Origin of the sequence: Rhizobium sp. 2YAF20 (assembly GCF_052114685.1) — a bacterium.
Taxonomy (GTDB): Bacteria; Pseudomonadota; Alphaproteobacteria; order Rhizobiales; family Rhizobiaceae; genus Rhizobium.
This window is the reverse complement of sequence record NZ_JBFRFF010000007.1, coordinates 104,075-119,327: the sequence shown is the minus strand read 5'-3', so window position 1 is coordinate 119,327 and position 15,253 is coordinate 104,075. Positions and strand designations below refer to the sequence as shown.

Here is a 15,253-nt window from a genome sequence, read left to right as displayed (position 1 = left end):
GGATCACATCTCCGTTGCGGTGATTTTGGTGGTGCGAGGCAGGCAGACGAAGCGCGAGCCCGCCGTCAAGATGATGTCGACACCGCGGGGGAAAATCGCGCGATTGTCGGTCCAGAGCCTCAAGAAAGTCTCGGGCAGGCCGATCGGCGAGATCATCTGGATGCTCTTGATCCCGGGGCCTGTCAGCGCCAATTGCTTGCCGCCCTCGAGTTCCGCGACTTCGAGGATCAGCGTTGCCGAGCGGTCCGGATATTCCTGCGTCCCGAGCGAGAATTGATTGAGCGACGACACCATCGCGCCTGCCTCGATGAACACGAATCGGGCCTCGAGCTTGTCCGCCGCCAGCGCCGCGCCGGTGTGAAAGCCGAGCCATGCGGGGACTGAGGACTTGGCGAGGGTGGAGGTGAGCCAGACAGGCGTGTCTTGGTCGCAAAGCGTCAGACCAAGCGCGCCTGCCGCAACGTCGAGCGGCGCCGGCGGCGATATTGCCGGATCGACGGATTGAATCGTGCCCGGTCGCGCCATCCCGTCCATTGCCGCCTTGAAGACGCTCTGCGAATTGAAGACCGGTTCCTTGAACCCGCCGACGAGAGCTTCGCTGCTGGAAATCATTTGTCTTCTCCGCGAACCATGGTGAAGAAATCGACGCGGGTGGCCGCGGTCTCATCCGCCTTCTTGGCATCGGCCGCTCCGATCCGTTCGGCAACTGGAGCAAGGATGGTCCGTTCGACGAAGTCCTTAGTAGCCGGCTCTTGCCACAGTGCGTCGAAAATCGCCGCCACTCGCGACCGCTCGCGATCGGTGCCGAGCGCATGTGCGTGACCGACTTTGCCGGAGGCAATACGTATGGTGGTGCGCGTCACCGTCACCTCGCCGAGATTGAAGGGCGATCCGCCACCGCCGATACGGCCGCGCACCATGACGAGGCCGGTCTCCGGTCCGCGGACCGGCTGGACTGCCGGTCTTTCGGGCAGCGCTTCCCAGGCGGCATCAAGCTCTTCGCGTTCCGCCCGCGCAAGCAGGTCGGTCACGCGCTTGCGTTCGCGCATCTCCATGGCTTCGGCCTCGTGCCTCTGTGCTGAATTCATTGCCGGTTCCTCAAAATGTCTATTGATATAGACAACTATACAATGTAGTATTATCCATAGTGGTGGCAGATGACAAGCGTGTGACGCAGTTTGGGCAGGATGGGCGGACCGAAGGAAATACAGCGACAGACCGGCGTGGCTCTGTGGCGGCAGATTGCCGACCGGATCCGCGCGTCGATCAATCACGGTGATTTCGACGCGACCGGCATGGTCCCGCCCGAGACGGTGCTGGCGCAGCAGTTCGGCGTCAACCGACATACGGTGAGAAGCGCGCTCGCCGCATTGGGCCAGGAAGGGGTCGTCCGCGCCGTACAGGGCCGAGGAACCTTGATCGAGCGAAAGGAAAGACTGAATTTCCCGATCTCGAAACGCACGCGGTTCTCGCAAGGGATCGGTGATCAGGTCCGCGAAACGCGCGGCTTGCTTTTGGCGCTGGCCGAGGAGCCGGCAAGCGCCGAGGTGGCGCGCTGGCTGAAGCTCTCGGAAGGCACAGGCGTCATCCGCTTTGAGACACTTGGAACCGCGGACCAGCGACCCGTCTCGCGCGCCACGAGTTGGTTCCCAGGCGATCGCTTCGCCGGCATCGGCGAGGCCTACAGAAAGACCGGCTCGATCACCAAGGCTTTTCGTGAAATGGGATTGTTGGACTATATCCGTGCCATGACCGAGATCAGCGCCGTGCATGCCGAGGCGGGCGATATCGCCGACCTTGAATTGTCACCCGGTGCGATCGCGATGGTCACGCGAGCGCTGAACATCGACCTTAGCGGTGTCCCCGTCCAATATTCCATCAGCCGCTTCGCCGCCGATCGGGTGCAGTTCACGATAGAGAACTGAAGGCCGCTCGGCGAGCGACCCTCCAGCGAAGGGTGCGCTCAATGCGCTGCGGACATGTCTCCGAGCACTTCCTTCGATGCGACCGTCGAATCCGTTTTGAGCTTGTAGACCATGGGAACGCCGGTCGCGAGGTTGAGGGCGAGGATCTGTTCCTTGGTCAGGCGGTCGAGCACCATGACAAGCGACCGCAGCGAGTTGCCGTGGGCTGCTACTAGAACTTTCTGGCCGGCAAGGACGCGCGGCAGAATTTCCGTCAGGTAATATGGCCAGACGCGGGCGCCAGTATCGCGCAGGCTTTCGCCGCCTGGAGGTGGGATGTCATAGGAGCGGCGCCAGATATGCACCTGTTCTTCGCCCCACTTTGCCCGGGCGTCGTCCTTGTTCAGGCCTGAAAGGTCCCCGTAGTCGCGCTCGTTGAGTGCCTGGTCGCGGATGGTCTCAAGGCTCGGCTGGCCGACATTTTCAAGAATGATCTTGCAGGTGTCCTGCGCGCGCTTGAGGTCGGATGTGAATGCGATGTCGAACTTGATCCCATAATCGGCGAGCGCTTTGCCGCCGGCATTGGCTTCGACGATGCCGAGCTCGGTAAGATCGGGGTTCTTCCAGCCCGTGAAAAGGTTCTTCAGGTTCCAGTCGCTCTGGCCATGGCGAACGAGGACGAGGGTACCGCTCATGAATAGTTCCTCCGTGTTGGGATCAATGTGAAGACAGCCCGAGCACGTCGAGCATGGAATAATGGCCGGGCTTCTTGTCGCGCGCCCAGAGCGCCGCCTTGATTGCTCCGCGCGCAAAGATCGAGCGATCGCCGGCGCTATGAGAAAGCGTTACCTGTTCGCCTTCGCCGGCAAGGATCACCGAGTGCTCGCCGATAACCGAGCCGCCGCGCAGCGTTGCAAAGCCGATGGCGCCTGGCGGCCGCGCGCCCGTGTGGCCATCGCGGATACGTACCGAATTCTCACTAAGATCGATGCCACGGCCCGCAGCTGCGGCCTTGCCCAGCAACAGCGCAGTGCCCGAGGGCGCATCGACTTTATGCTTGTGGTGCATTTCCAGGATTTCGATGTCCCACTCGCTGGGCGGAAGCGCCCGCGCGGCCTGCTCGACAAGGGCGCTAAGCAGGTTGACGCCGAGGCTCATATTGCCGGATTTGACGATCCGGGCGTGGCGGGCTGCGGCCTCGAACTTCGCCTCGTCTTCCGACGAACATCCGGTCGTGCCAATAACGTGCACGATGCGCGCCTGCGCGGCAAGGCCGGCAAAGCCGACGCTGCTGGCCGGTCTGGTGAAATCGACGACGCCTTCGGCATGGAGAAAAGCTAGGAGCGGATCATCGGTGATCGAAACGCCGTTGGGCCCCAGACCGGATATCTCGCCGGCATCCTTGCCAACAAATGGCGATCCGGGGCTTGCTATCGCCGCATGCAGCGCAGCACCCTCGATCGAATGAATGGCGCGGATCAGCGCCTGTCCCATCCGACCTGCTGCGCCAACCACCACCAGCTTCATTGCGTTGTCGCTCATATCGGTCCGTCTTGTCAGTGTCGTTGCAGCCGTCGTGCTATCGGCCATTGCCGGCCACGGCAGGCCGCTGGAGATTGTTCAGCCGAGCGTAAAGGCCGTCACTTGCGACCGCAAGCGTCTCGTGATTGCCTTGCTCGACGACGCGGCCCTGTTGCATGACGACGATCTTGTCCGCCCTGACCACCGTCGAAAGCCGATGCGCGATCACTACCACCGTGCGCCCGCTCATTGCTTCATCCAGCGCTTTCTGAACGGCAGCTTCGGATTCTGTGTCCAGCGCTGAGGTGGCCTCGTCGAGCAGCAGGATCGGGGCATTTCGTACAAGCGCGCGGGCAATCGAGACACGTTGGCGCTGGCCGCCGGAAAGCGTCACCCCATTTTCACCGACGGCGGTCTCGTATCCGCGAGGCTGGGCGATGATGAAGTCATGGGCATAAGCGAGACGCGCGGCTTCCTCGACCTCCGCATCTGTGGCCTCCGGCCGGCCGTAGCGAATGTTGTCGCGGATCGTGCCTTCAAACAGATATGGCTGCTGCGACACGTAAGCCAGGTGCTGGCGCAGCGAATGCTTGGTGATCTGGCTGATATCCTGCCCGTCGATGAGGATTTGTCCCTCGAGCGGATCGTAGAACCGCGGGATCAGGCTGATGACGGTGGACTTGCCGGCACCGGACGGCCCGACGAGCGCGGTTGTCCGCCCGCCTTCTGCTGTAAAGTCGACGCGGTTGAGCACCGGCTCTCCCTGGGCGTAGCCAAACGTCACGCCCTTGAATTCGATCTTCGCCTCGGTAACCACAAGTTCCTTGGCGTCGGGAAGGTCCCGTTGGCGGGGTTCCATGTCGAGAATATCGTAGATCATCCGCGCATTGACGACGGCCCGCTCCATCTGAACCTGCAGGCGGGCAAGTCGGCGCGCCGGGTCGTATGCGAGCAGCAGCGCGGTAACAAAAGAGAAGAATGCCCCAGGCGGCACGTTCTGGTAGATCGCCCGATAGGCCGCGTAGGCAAGGACGCTGGCGATGGCAAAACCCGCAAAGCTGTCCGTCAGCGGTGCGGTCCGCTCGGACAGACGCGCGATCCGGTTGGCTCGGCCTTCGGCGGCAGTGATCAGCTTGTTGATCTTGCGATCGAGCTCCTCTTCCATCGTGAAGGCTTTGACGATGGAAATGCCCTGGATCGTTTCCTGCATCGCGCCGAGAACGTGGCTATTTAGGTTGATCGATTCGCGCGTCGCGGCGCGCAGGCGCTTCGAGACATAGCGCAGCGCATAGAGCAGCGGCGGTGCCAGAACCATCACGGCAAGGCTCAGCAGCGGATCCTGGATGATCATCACGCCGATCAACGTGATGAAGGTCAAGACATCGCGCACCGTGGAGGTGACCGTCAAGTTGAGGACGTCGCGGATGCCTCCGACGTTCTGGCTGACCTGTGCTGCAATATGGGCGGAGCGCGCCTCGTTGAAATAGCCGACCGAAAGCGACATCAGATGCGTGTAAAGCCGCCGCTGATAGCGGGCGACGATATTATTCCCGATTTTCGACAAAGCCACAGCCTGGCCGTAACTCGCAAAGCCACGCAGCATGAAAGCAACGAAGATCGACAGGCAGATGATCCACACCATACCGGCGCGTCGGTTGACGAAAGCCTCGTCGATGACTGACCGCATGATCCAGGCGGTAAAGCCCGTCGAAAGCGAAACAACGATCAGGCAGAAGATAGCAAAGGCGTAGCCCCGGATATGGTCGCGGCCGTTTTCCGCGATGACCCGCTTCAGGACATCGACAACGGTCTCGGTACTGACGCTAACCTTTTTGCTCTCGGGCAATTTCAAAAATCGGCTTCCTGTCTCAAACCAAGCGAGCCGCGGATGGCATGGGCTTTTGCGGCTCTATAAAGAGTTCGGACCGGTTTGGCTAGCGCGGTTCAGCGCCGCCAGCGCCGGCCTTCGGTGGCAACGCCGAAATTCTGCGGCATGCGCGCATAGGACGATAGGCCCTCGAGTGCCGCCAGCGGATGGGTCACGACATAGGTCGGGATCGCACGCATCATCGCCGAATGCGGTGCCTTGTCCTCGAATGCGGCGCGGAATTCCGGCTTCTTTAGAGCCGGGATGATCTTTTGCGAAATCCCGCCGGAAAGATAGACCCCGCCTTGGGCCATGAAGAGCAGCGCGACGTCGCCGGCCAGCCGGCCGAGATAGGTGACAAACAGTGACACCGTTTCCTCAGCGAGCTTGTCGGTGCCGGCCAGGGCATGCGTGGTGATGTCGGCGGGCTCCATCAAAGTGGGCTCGACGCCGTCGACCTTGCAAAGCGCATGGTAGAGGTTCTGCAGTCCGCGACCACACAGGATCTGCTCGGCGGAAATGCGACCCTCGATCGCTTCGAGATGCGGCCAGAGCTGCAGGTCGCGCGCCGTGCGCGGTCCAAGGTCGATATGTCCGCCTTCGCCCGGGATCGGGATCCAGGCGTGCTGGGCGTGGACGAGACCGGCAACGCCGAGGCCCGTGCCGGGTCCGAGCACCGCGCGCGATGCGATGATGGTCTCGTGCTCCGGCCCGATCGTCTCGCGGGCATCGCTGGAAAGGGTGGCGACGGCCAATGCCTGCGCCTCGAAATCGTTGATGATAAGAACGTCTTCAAAGCCAAGATCGCTGATCATCGTCTTCGGGCGAACAACCCAGTGCGAATTGGTCAGCGGGATCTCGTCGCCCTTAATCGGGCCAGCGATCGCAAGCACGGCCGAGCGTGGCCGCACCGAGGTCTTGTCGAGGACGCCCTGCTGGATCGCGTCGTCAATGGTCTTGAAGTCCGCCGCATGAAGATTGGGAAATTGCTTCGGCTCGGCATAGGCATCGACGAGAATCGAGAAACGCGCATTGGTCCCGCCGATATCGCCCATCAAGATGGGAAAGGGCTGGGGGGCTTGGCTGTGACTGAGCTTTGGCATGGCCGGTTCCGTATCTGCCGCCGACGGGCGGATTGGTCTTAAAGCGTGGAGATCAATCGTTCGGCCGTCGCTGCGTTGAGCGCCATCGGAATATCGTAGACGATGGCAAGCCGCATCAAAGCCTTCACGTCGACATCATGCGGCATCGGCGTCAGCGGGTCGACATAGAAAATCAAGACATCGATCTCGCCGGTGGCGATCAGCGCGCCGATCTGCTGGTCGCCGCCGAGCGGTCCGCTCTTCAGCCGCGTCACATTGAGATCGGGGCAGACGTCCAGGACCCGGCCGCCCGTCGTTCCGGTGGCGACAATACGAAACCTAGACAAGATATGCTGGTTCCGGCGGGCGAAATCCGCCATCGCGTCCTTCTTTTCGTCATGCGCGATCAGCGCTACGCATTTGTCGCCAGCCATGAAATATCGACTCCGCCCGATCTCTTAAATCGATTTGGTAGCCTTCTATAGCAAGCCTCAGCGGTTTGAAAGATAGTCAGGCCAGGGGTTCGGCCTGTTTATTCGCTCTTACTGCTCCGTTGCCGGCAATTGGTCGTCGGGTTCCGCTCCGGATATCGGCTGAACAGGTACCACTCCTATCTTGCCGCCAGACGTGGTCGCATTGATTGATGTGGTCGACGGGGCCGCAAGCACGGCCTTACAGGCGGTGGGTAGGTCGGAGACCATCATTTCCCGCGGTTTTACCGGCTTGGCGCCGGGCTTCGGCACGGGCTTCGCCCACGGCTCTTTCGTGAACCACCAGGCAAGCGTCTTGTCGCAACCGTCACCGGTCGCCACCGGCGCCTGCGGCGTACAGCCGATCGAACCCGCAGGGCAACGAAGACGGATGTGGAAATGCGAATCGTGACCATATTCCGGCCGTAGCTTGCCAAGGTTGCTGCGGTCGCCGGACCAGGTGTCGCACATCTTCTTTTTGATCGCCGGATTGACGAAGATCCGCTCGACCTGTGGATAGCTTGCGGCGCGCATCAACAGTTTCGCACGCGCCTCGGTCCAGACGTTCGGATCGATGGTTAGGAATGCGTTCTTCTGCAGCATCGTTGTGAAAGGCAGGCTCTCACGCTCCGTAGGTGTCAAAGTCCGTTTCGGCATCGGCGTCAGCCAGACGTCCGCGTCGAGGCCGATCTGGTGCGAGGCGTGACCATTGAACATTGGTCCGCCGCGCGGCTGAGAGATGTCGCCGACAAGAATGCCGGGCCAACCGTCAAATTTGGCAGCGTCCTGCGACAGGCGTTCGAGGAAGGCGATCGTTTCCGGCCGACCCCAGCGTCGGTTGCGCGAAACGCGCATCGCCTGCCAGGTCGGGCCTGTCACTGGCAGCGCGACGGCGCCGGAAAGGCAGCCCTTGGCATAAAAGCCGATCGACTGTGGCGGCCCCTGTGTCGGCAGGGCGACCGCGCCGAAAATGGCCTTGGCACTGCCAGGCGTCGGGACCGCCTGTTGCGCTGTGGCGTCGCCGCCGACGAGACCGGCCACCATGCTCACGGCGAAGGCGAGTTTGCTGATTGCACGAAGCGTCATGCCGTTCCTTGAATGCTGCCGGCGGCTGCCGAAGTGATTTGCGATGGAATCTACCGCGAAATGGAATTCAGGTGAATCCATGTTTTGCCGTGGGCGGAAGGAACGGCATTTCGCCTAGTTCGCAAGGATATCCGCGGTCTTGCGAACGCGAGAAAGCCGCGGGAATATCCGCGTCAAAGCGAAATCATGCATTTCGGGGGTGAAGGTCGTCGCCGCATCACTTGCGACAATCACCGCGTAATTGTGGCCGTAGGCATCGCGGACCGTCGATTCCACGCCAAAATTGGTGGCGACGCCGGTGACGATGACGGTCTTGATGCCGCGACGACGAAGCTGCAGGTCGAGTTCCGTGCCGTAGAATGCACTCCAGTGACGCTTGAGAATTCTGACATCCGGCGTGAAAGCGGCAATGTCCGCCGGCTCTGCCATCGCTGCTTCGGGCAGGCCTCCCTGCGGAAAGCTGATGGTTTCGTCGGTGGGCTGGTTGACAGCGTCGGCATAGTCTGCGGAAAATCCGACGGTGACGAAAACGACGGTTCCGCCATCGGCTTTCAGTTTCCTGGCAATCGCTGCCGTATTCTCGACGATCTCCTGTGCGGAATGGGGTGCAAGGGCCCTGCCGAGCACGAGGCCTTGCAGGTCGATGGAAATGAGTGCGGTTGTCTTTGGATCATATAGGGTCATGAGAAAGGCTCCGAGAATAATATGAGGGTATCCTCACGATGCAGAATATGAGGGAACCCTCGCAAAAATCAACCCCTGAGCTGAGATCGCGCGCGCCAAAACGCCAGCGCGGTCACGACCGTGTTGCGGTTCTCCTGGAAGCGGCGGCGAAAGTCTTCTGTGAAAAGGGCTATGACGCCGCTACCATGACGGAGATTGCAGCGGAGGCCCGCTCGTCGATTGGCTCGCTCTACCAATTTTTTCCGACAAAGCCGCTATTGGCCGAAGCGTTGCATGTCGAACGGCTGGAACGGCTGCAAGGCGTTCTCAAGGAGTTGGAAGGGCGAATGGACGACAGTTCGGCCGCTGACATCGGCGAGGCGATCTTCGACAGGCTGGGCGCTTTTCTCGACGAGTTTCCGGAATTCGTGGTTCTTGCCGGCCGGCGGGACATTCCCAAGGACAGGAAGGCCCGTTCGCGGGCAGAGCTGAAGACACGGATTGCCGCCATCCTCGCGCGCGCCAAACCACCCGTTACCGACGAGATCGCACTGTTGTCTTCGATCATTCTGGAATTGCTGAGGATCGCGGTAGCAGCGGCAACGGATCCAGATGCGCTCGAAGACCAGCAATTGATCAGGGAACTGCGCCTGATGTTGCGCAAGCGCCTCGAGGAAGCGTCAATCCGGTGTTGATCCCGCCTGCGGGGATGGTCTGGTGAAGGGCCCGATAAAGCGTGTTCCGCTTTTTCGAATTGTCTAATATGATTCCACAACAATTGAGGGGACTGTGAATGGCATCGACTTGGCCGAAAACTGGCTTGGCTTGTTCTCTTGTCTTGATGCTGGCGCTGCCGGCGGTTTCGTGGGCAGAGGAACCCCAATTCCGGGTAGGGACGGCCGCTATCGGTGATCTCAAGTATCAGGCGGGCTTCAAGCATTTCGCCTACGTCAATCCAGATGCGCCGAAGGGTGGCACGCTTCGGCTCAGCGAGGAAGGCAGTTTCGATACGCTCAACCCCTTGCTTGCAAAAGGAGAGGTGGGTGGCGGCATCGGCTTGGTGTTCGATACATTGATGACGCCGGCGCTGGACGAGCTTTCTTCGAGCTACGGCCTGCTTGCCGAGGGGATCGAATATCCAGTTGATTTTTCCTCGGTGACTTTCCGCTTGAGGGCAGAAGCGAAATGGGCGGATGGCCTGCCCGTCACCGCAGAGGACGTGATTTTCAGTTTCGAACAGGCCACAAAGAACGATCCGCAGCAGGAATTCTACTATCGGCACGTCAAATCTGCAGAAAAGACAGGCGACCGAGAAATTACATTTCGCTTTGACGAGGCCAATAATCGCGAGTTGCCTCAGATCGTGGGCCAACTCGTCATAGTCCCCAAGCATTGGTGGGAATCGAATGGCCCCGACGGTCGGCCCCGAGACATATCGCGGACCACTCTGGAAATTCCAATGGGCTCGGGTCCCTATCGCATCGCTTCGGTGACGCCCGGTTCAGTCATTCGGTATGAGTTGAGAAGCGATTATTGGGGCAAGGATTTGAACGTCAATGTCGGCATGAACAATTTCGGCACCGTTACATATACCTACTACGCTGATCGTGATGTGATGTTTGAGGCGTTTCGCTCTGGCAATACTGACTACTGGTGGGAAAACGCATCAAAGCGATGGGCAACTGCTTATAGTTTTCCCGCTGTGGCCGATGGACGCGTAAAGCGAGAGGAGGTCGAAAACGAGATGCGTAAGGTCGGCGTGATGGTCGGCTTCATCTTCAACACGCGACGAGAGAAATTCCTTGATGAACGAGTGCGTGAGGCTTTGAACTACGCTTTCGACTTCGAGGAGCTGAAGCGGACGATCTTTTATGGCTCCTATGATCGCATCGACAGTTTTTTCTTCCGGACAGAGCTTGCTTCTTCCGGCCTTCCTCAGGGAAAGGAACTGGACGTTCTCAATGAGGTCAGGAATCTGGTCCCGCCGAGTGTGTTTACCGAGCCTTATAAGAGCCCGGTAGGCGGCGACCCGACCAAGCTTCGCGACAATCTGCGGACCGCCATTGGTATGCTCCGGGATGCGGGTTATGAATTGAAGGGCAATCGCATGCTCAATTCGAAAACGGGCCAACCGCTTTCCTTCGAGATATTGCTGAACGGTCCGACGATTGAACCGGTCGCCTTGGCGTTCGCACAAAACCTTCGCAAGATCGGCGTTGATGCAACTGTGCGAAGCGTTGAACCGTCGCAATTCACCAACCGTTGGCGTTCGCGCGACTTTGACGTGATTTACCAAGGTTGGAGCGAGAGCGCGAATCCGGGTAACGAACAGGCGGAGTATTGGGGTTCCGATGCCGCGAAACGCGTTGGTTCGCAAAACTACAGTGGCATTAGCGATCCGGGCATAGATGCTCTAATTCGGAAGATCATCTTTGCGCGGGATCGTGACGATCTGGTCGCATCAACGAGAGCATTGGATCGAGTACTGCTCGCCCATCACATTGTTGTGCCTAGCTACGGGTCGAAGACTTCGCGCTTGGCGTATTGGAACACCATTGCCCATCCGGCTGAGTTGCCGGAGTACTCGCTCGGAATGCCCTCAGTTTGGTGGTCCACAACCGCCAAAAACTGACGAATACCTTGCCAATCCATCGCCGAAGCGTCCACAGTGCTTCAGCGAATCAGGCGGTTTCGTCTGCAGTGGAATTACGGAAAGGAAGGCCGCATTGGCCAATGTTGAATATCGCCGGGCAGCGTGCGCTTCAGGAATTGGTAGGCGTTAATGGGTGCCTATATCCTGCGACGCCTGCTGCTGATGATCCCGACCATCGTCGGCATCATGGCGATTTCTTTTGTGGTGGTTCAGTTTGCCCCGGGCGGTCCCGTCGAGCAGGTGATCTCGCAATTGACCGGCCAGAGCGACAGCGCCTCGGACCGGCTGTCGGGCGGCGGCGACCTGATGGGCAAGCAGTCCTTCGACGACAGCAGTTCGCGCTATCGCGGTGCGCAGGGTCTCGACCCGGAACTGATCGCCAAGCTCGAGAAGCAATTCGGCTTCGACAAGCCGCCGCTGACCCGGTTCCTGCAGATGATGTGGAACTACATCCGCTTCGATTTCGGCGAGAGCTTTTTTAGAAACACATCCGTCATTAACCTGATCCTCGACAAGATGCCGGTATCGATCTCGCTCGGCATCTGGATCCTGCTGTTTTCCTACACCATCTCCATCCCGCTCGGGATCCGCAAGGCAGTCAAGGACGGCTCGGCCTTCGACGTCTGGACGTCGGGGGTCATCATCATCGGCTACGCGGTGCCAAGCTTCCTGTTCGGCATCCTGCTGATCGTGCTTTTCGCCGGCGGATCCTTCTTCGATTGGTTCCCGCTGCGCGGCCTCGTTTCCGATAATTTTGCCAGCCTCCCATGGTGGCAAAAGCCGCTCGATTATTTCTGGCACCTTCTTTTGCCGCTGATCTCGCTGTCGCTTGCCGCATTCGCGACCACGACGCTGCTCACCAAGAATTCCTTCATCGAAGAGATCAAGAAGCAGTACGTAACAACGGCGCGGGCCAAGGGGCTGACCGAGCGGCGGGTGCTCTACGGCCACGTTTTCCGCAACGCCATGCTCATCATTATCGCGGGCTTTCCCGGCGCTTTCATCTCCGCTTTCTTTACCGGCTCGCTGCTGATCGAGAACATCTTCTCGCTTGATGGTCTCGGGCGGCTTGGCTATCTCTCGGTGGTCAATCGCGACTATCCGATCGTCTTTGCCACACTCTATATCTTCTCCTTGATGGGCCTTTTTGTCGGGCTGATTTCGGATTTAATCTATACCTGGATCGACCCGCGTATCGATTTCGAGCGGAGGGACGTTTGATATGGACACCTCCGTCACGACCATCGAAATCCCCATCAAGCCACCGCGCAAGGGCCTGCTTTCCCCCCCTAATCTGCGCCGCTGGCAGAACTTCAAGGCCAATCGGCGCGGCTATTGGTCGTTCTGGCTGTTTATGCTTCTGTTCGTGCTTAGCCTCGGTGCGGAATTCATCGCCAACGACCGCCCGATCGTCGCCTCCTACAAAGGCGAGATCCTGTTCCCAGTCTTCGTCAACTATCCGGAAGAGAAGTTCGGCGGTTTCCTTGCCGAGACAGATTACCGCTCCTCCTTCATATCAGACGAGATCAACGCCAACGGCTGGATGATCTGGCCGCCGATCCGCTATTCTTACCAGACGGTCAATTCCAACATCCCGCATTCCGCCCCGACTGCGCCCTTCTGGCTGATGAGTAAGCAAGAGCGTTGCTCGGCCTATCCGCTGAAAGCCGCCGATCCCGAATGCCGGCTCGGCAATCTCAACTGGCTGGGTACCGACGATCAGGCGCGCGACGTCACCGCGCGGATGATCTATGGCTTCCGCGTCTCGGTGCTGTTCGGCCTGGCGCTGACCATCTGCTCGGCCATTATCGGAGTGACGGCCGGCGCGGTGCAGGGCTATTTCGGCGGCTGGACGGACCTCCTGTTGCAGCGCTTCATCGAGATATGGTCGTCGATGCCGGTGCTCTACATCCTGTTGATCATCGCCGCGATTCTGCCGCCCGGCTTCTTCGTGCTGCTCGGCATCATGCTGTTGTTTTCCTGGGTCGGTTTCGTCGGTATCGTTCGCGCCGAGTTCCTGCGAGCGCGCAATTTCGAGTATGTCCGCGCCGCCCGCGCCCTCGGCGTCAACAACCGCACCATCATGTTCCGCCATCTTCTCCCCAACGCGATGGTGGCGACGCTGACCTTCCTGCCGTTCATCCTCTCTGGCTCGATCTCGACGCTGACGTCGCTCGATTTCCTTGGCTTCGGCATGCCCCCCGGCTCGCCATCCCTTGGCGAAATGATCGCGCAAGGCAAATCCAACCTCCAGGCCCCCTGGCTCGGCCTCACCGCCTTCTTCACGATGTCGATCATGCTCTCGCTGCTGATCTTCGTCGGCGAAGCGGTGCGCGACGCCTTCGATCCGAGGAAGACGTTTCGATGAGCAAGAGCCCAGAAATCCTTTTGTCCGTCCGCAACCTCTCCGTCGCCTTTCGCCAGGGCGACCGGACGTCGACCGCCGTCGACGGCATATCCTTCGATATCGAGAAGGGGGAAGTGGTGGCGTTGGTTGGCGAATCCGGGTCGGGCAAGTCGGTGTCAGCGAACTCCATTCTGCGCCTGCTGCCCTATCCCACAGCCAGCCATCCTTCCGGCGAGATCCTCTTTAAGGGCAAGGATCTCCTAAAAGCCTCGGACAACGAACTGCGTGCGGTCCGTGGCAATGATATCACGATGATTTTCCAGGAGCCGATGACCTCGCTCAATCCGCTGCATTCGATCGAGAAGCAGATTGGAGAAATACTGGAGCTGCATCAGGGGCTGTCAGGGCAGGGTGCGCGCAAGCGGATCCTCGAACTGCTCAACCAGGTCGGCATCCGCGAGCCGGAAAGGCGCCTCAAGGCCTATCCGCACGAGCTTTCGGGCGGCCAGCGCCAGCGCGTCATGATCGCCATGGCTCTTGCCAATCGGCCGGAACTGCTGATTGCCGACGAGCCGACAACAGCGCTTGATGTCACTGTGCAGGCCCAGATCCTCGAGCTTCTGCGCGAACTCAAGGGCGCGCACGGCATGTCGATGCTGTTCATTACCCATGACCTTGGCATCGTTCGCAAGTTTGCCGACCGCGTCTGCGTCATGACCAAGGGCAAGATCGTCGAGACCGGGACAGTTGAAGAGGTCTTCACCAATCCGCGCCACGACTATACCAGGCACTTGCTGGCGTCCGAGCCGCGCGGCGAGCCGCCGCTTGCCGATCCCTCCAAGCCTGTCGTGATGGAGGGATCCGATATTCGCGTCTGGTTCCCGATCAAGGCCGGGCTAATGCGCAAGGTGGTCGATCACGTCAAGGCGGTCGATGGCATCGATCTCTGCCTTCGCGCCGGCCAGACGCTCGGCGTGGTCGGTGAATCCGGCTCCGGCAAGACCACCCTTGGCCTGGCGCTGGCGCGGCTGATCTCGTCCAAGGGGCGTATCAGCTTCGTCGGCAGGGATATCGAGGCCTATTCCTTCGCGCAGATGCGGCCGCTGCGAAACCAGCTCCAGGTCGTTTTCCAGGACCCTTACGGCTCTCTCAGCCCCCGCATGTCGGTTGGCGACATCATCGCCGAAGGACTGAAGGTGCACGAGCGCTCGCTGTCAACTGAGGAGCGCGACCAGCGTGTCTGTTGGGCGCTGGAGGAGGTCGGCCTCGATCCCTTGACGCGCTGGCGGTTCCCGCATGAATTTTCCGGCGGCCAGCGTCAGCGTATCGCCATTGCTCGCGCCATGGTGTTGAAGCCGCGTTTCGTGATGCTAGACGAGCCGACGTCGGCGCTCGACATGAGCGTCCAGGCGCAGGTGGTCGATCTCCTGCGCGATCTTCAGCGCAAGCATGATCTTGCCTACCTTTTTATCAGCCATGATCTGAGGGTGGTAAAGGCGCTCGCCAACGAGCTGATCGTCATGCGCTTCGGCAAGGTGGTCGAAAAGGGCCAGTCCGCAGATATCTTTCGCGCGCCGAAAGAGGATTACACTCGGGCGCTGCTTGCTGCGGCCTTCAACATCGAAGCGGTCGAGACGGCCGCTATCCAGCAATAAAGATC

General features: G+C 60.0%; 15 protein-coding genes. 6 read left to right on the top strand and 9 right to left on the bottom strand.

Features of this window, described 5'->3' with window-relative positions:
- Positions 1 to 3: 3 nt before the first annotated feature.
- The gene (gene phnH / locus AB4Z52_RS12370) at positions 4 to 612 is read right to left on the bottom strand and encodes a phosphonate C-P lyase system protein PhnH (protein ID WP_442218210.1); all 609 of its coding nucleotides are present in this window, start codon (positions 610 to 612) and stop codon (positions 4 to 6) included.
- Entirely contained in the window at positions 609 to 1,088 is a 480-nt protein-coding gene (gene phnG / locus AB4Z52_RS12365; protein ID WP_442218209.1) for a phosphonate C-P lyase system protein PhnG, read from the bottom strand. The genes phnH and phnG overlap by 4 nt, the downstream gene beginning before the upstream one ends.
- Before the next feature lie 99 nt (positions 1,089 to 1,187).
- On the opposite strand from phnG, the gene phnF reads away from it, so the two are divergent.
- Positions 1,188 to 1,925 (top strand): phosphonate metabolism transcriptional regulator PhnF, encoded by a 738-nt coding sequence (phnF, locus tag AB4Z52_RS12360; RefSeq protein ID WP_442218208.1) that lies wholly within the window; start codon positions 1,188 to 1,190, stop codon positions 1,923 to 1,925.
- Between the two features lie 38 nt (positions 1,926 to 1,963).
- On the opposite strand, the gene AB4Z52_RS12355 is transcribed toward phnF, so the two are convergent.
- The 7 genes from AB4Z52_RS12355 to AB4Z52_RS12325 all read right to left on the bottom strand — a co-directional run bounded on the left by AB4Z52_RS12355 (position 1,964) and on the right by AB4Z52_RS12325 (position 8,614).
- Positions 1,964 to 2,599 carry a 2,3-bisphosphoglycerate-dependent phosphoglycerate mutase gene (locus AB4Z52_RS12355; protein ID WP_442218207.1) on the bottom strand — a complete coding sequence of 212 codons (636 nt, stop codon included), beginning with the start codon at positions 2,597 to 2,599 and terminating at the stop codon, positions 1,964 to 1,966.
- A 22-nt stretch (positions 2,600 to 2,621) separates the two neighbouring features.
- A complete protein-coding gene (gene dapB, locus AB4Z52_RS12350; RefSeq protein WP_442218206.1) occupies positions 2,622 to 3,446 on the bottom strand; it encodes a 4-hydroxy-tetrahydrodipicolinate reductase in 825 nt (274 codons plus the stop codon).
- A gap of 37 nt (positions 3,447 to 3,483) precedes the next feature.
- Positions 3,484 to 5,277, bottom strand: coding sequence for an ABC transporter ATP-binding protein (locus tag AB4Z52_RS12345; RefSeq protein WP_442218205.1), 1,794 nt, complete (start codon positions 5,275 to 5,277; stop codon positions 3,484 to 3,486).
- Positions 5,278 to 5,369: 92 nt separating this feature from the next.
- Positions 5,370 to 6,395 carry a glucokinase gene (locus AB4Z52_RS12340; protein WP_442218204.1) on the bottom strand — a complete coding sequence of 342 codons (1,026 nt, stop codon included), beginning with the start codon at positions 6,393 to 6,395 and terminating at the stop codon, positions 5,370 to 5,372.
- A gap of 38 nt (positions 6,396 to 6,433) precedes the next feature.
- Positions 6,434 to 6,808, bottom strand: a complete 375-nt coding sequence (locus AB4Z52_RS12335) for a methylglyoxal synthase (RefSeq protein ID WP_442218203.1) — start codon at positions 6,806 to 6,808, stop codon at positions 6,434 to 6,436.
- Positions 6,809 to 6,916: 108 nt separating this feature from the next.
- Complete coding sequence (gene mepA / locus AB4Z52_RS12330; protein WP_442218202.1) at positions 6,917 to 7,930, bottom strand: penicillin-insensitive murein endopeptidase; 1,014 nt, start codon at positions 7,928 to 7,930, stop codon at positions 6,917 to 6,919.
- 114 nt (positions 7,931 to 8,044) lie between these two features.
- Entirely contained in the window at positions 8,045 to 8,614 is a 570-nt protein-coding gene (locus tag AB4Z52_RS12325) for a hydrolase (RefSeq protein WP_442218201.1), read from the bottom strand.
- Between the two features lie 38 nt (positions 8,615 to 8,652).
- On the opposite strand from AB4Z52_RS12325, the gene AB4Z52_RS12320 reads away from it, so the two are divergent.
- From AB4Z52_RS12320 to AB4Z52_RS12300, 5 genes are all read left to right on the top strand, one after another.
- Positions 8,653 to 9,288, top strand: a complete 636-nt coding sequence (locus AB4Z52_RS12320; RefSeq protein ID WP_442218200.1) for a TetR/AcrR family transcriptional regulator — start codon at positions 8,653 to 8,655, stop codon at positions 9,286 to 9,288.
- 98 nt (positions 9,289 to 9,386) lie between these two features.
- Complete coding sequence (locus tag AB4Z52_RS12315) at positions 9,387 to 11,225, top strand: extracellular solute-binding protein (protein WP_442218199.1); 1,839 nt, start codon at positions 9,387 to 9,389, stop codon at positions 11,223 to 11,225.
- 150 nt (positions 11,226 to 11,375) lie between these two features.
- Complete coding sequence (locus AB4Z52_RS12310; RefSeq protein ID WP_442218198.1) at positions 11,376 to 12,467, top strand: microcin C ABC transporter permease YejB; 1,092 nt, start codon at positions 11,376 to 11,378, stop codon at positions 12,465 to 12,467.
- A gap of 1 nt (position 12,468) precedes the next feature.
- Positions 12,469 to 13,614, top strand: coding sequence for an ABC transporter permease (locus tag AB4Z52_RS12305; protein ID WP_442218197.1), 1,146 nt, complete (start codon positions 12,469 to 12,471; stop codon positions 13,612 to 13,614).
- Positions 13,611 to 15,248 carry an ABC transporter ATP-binding protein gene (locus AB4Z52_RS12300; RefSeq protein WP_442218196.1) on the top strand — a complete coding sequence of 546 codons (1,638 nt, stop codon included), beginning with the start codon at positions 13,611 to 13,613 and terminating at the stop codon, positions 15,246 to 15,248. The genes AB4Z52_RS12305 and AB4Z52_RS12300 overlap by 4 nt, the downstream gene beginning before the upstream one ends.
- Positions 15,249 to 15,253: the final 5 nt, after the last annotated feature.

Bases quoted from the DNA above. Each gene is read 5' to 3' on its own strand.
- AB4Z52_RS12335 (WP_442218203.1), bottom strand. From the start codon at position 6,808: ATGGCTGGCGACAAATGCGTAGCGCTGATCGCGCATGACGAAAAGAAG.
- AB4Z52_RS12355 (WP_442218207.1), bottom strand. From the start codon at position 2,599: ATGAGCGGTACCCTCGTCCTCGTTCGCCATGGCCAGAGCGACTGGAAC.
- AB4Z52_RS12310 (WP_442218198.1), top strand. From the start codon at position 11,376: ATGGGTGCCTATATCCTGCGACGCCTGCTGCTGATGATCCCGACCATC.
- AB4Z52_RS12340 (WP_442218204.1), bottom strand. From the start codon at position 6,395: ATGCCAAAGCTCAGTCACAGCCAAGCCCCCCAGCCCTTTCCCATCTTG.
- AB4Z52_RS12305 (WP_442218197.1), top strand. From the start codon at position 12,469: ATGGACACCTCCGTCACGACCATCGAAATCCCCATCAAGCCACCGCGC.
- AB4Z52_RS12315 (WP_442218199.1), top strand. From the start codon at position 9,387: ATGGCATCGACTTGGCCGAAAACTGGCTTGGCTTGTTCTCTTGTCTTG.
- phnG (WP_442218209.1), bottom strand. From the start codon at position 1,088: ATGAATTCAGCACAGAGGCACGAGGCCGAAGCCATGGAGATGCGCGAA.
- mepA (WP_442218202.1), bottom strand. From the start codon at position 7,930: ATGACGCTTCGTGCAATCAGCAAACTCGCCTTCGCCGTGAGCATGGTG.
- AB4Z52_RS12325 (WP_442218201.1), bottom strand. From the start codon at position 8,614: ATGACCCTATATGATCCAAAGACAACCGCACTCATTTCCATCGACCTG.
- dapB (WP_442218206.1), bottom strand. From the start codon at position 3,446: ATGAGCGACAACGCAATGAAGCTGGTGGTGGTTGGCGCAGCAGGTCGG.
- phnF (WP_442218208.1), top strand. From the start codon at position 1,188: ATGGGCGGACCGAAGGAAATACAGCGACAGACCGGCGTGGCTCTGTGG.
- AB4Z52_RS12300 (WP_442218196.1), top strand. From the start codon at position 13,611: ATGAGCAAGAGCCCAGAAATCCTTTTGTCCGTCCGCAACCTCTCCGTC.
- phnH (WP_442218210.1), bottom strand. From the start codon at position 612: ATGATTTCCAGCAGCGAAGCTCTCGTCGGCGGGTTCAAGGAACCGGTC.
- AB4Z52_RS12320 (WP_442218200.1), top strand. From the start codon at position 8,653: ATGCAGAATATGAGGGAACCCTCGCAAAAATCAACCCCTGAGCTGAGA.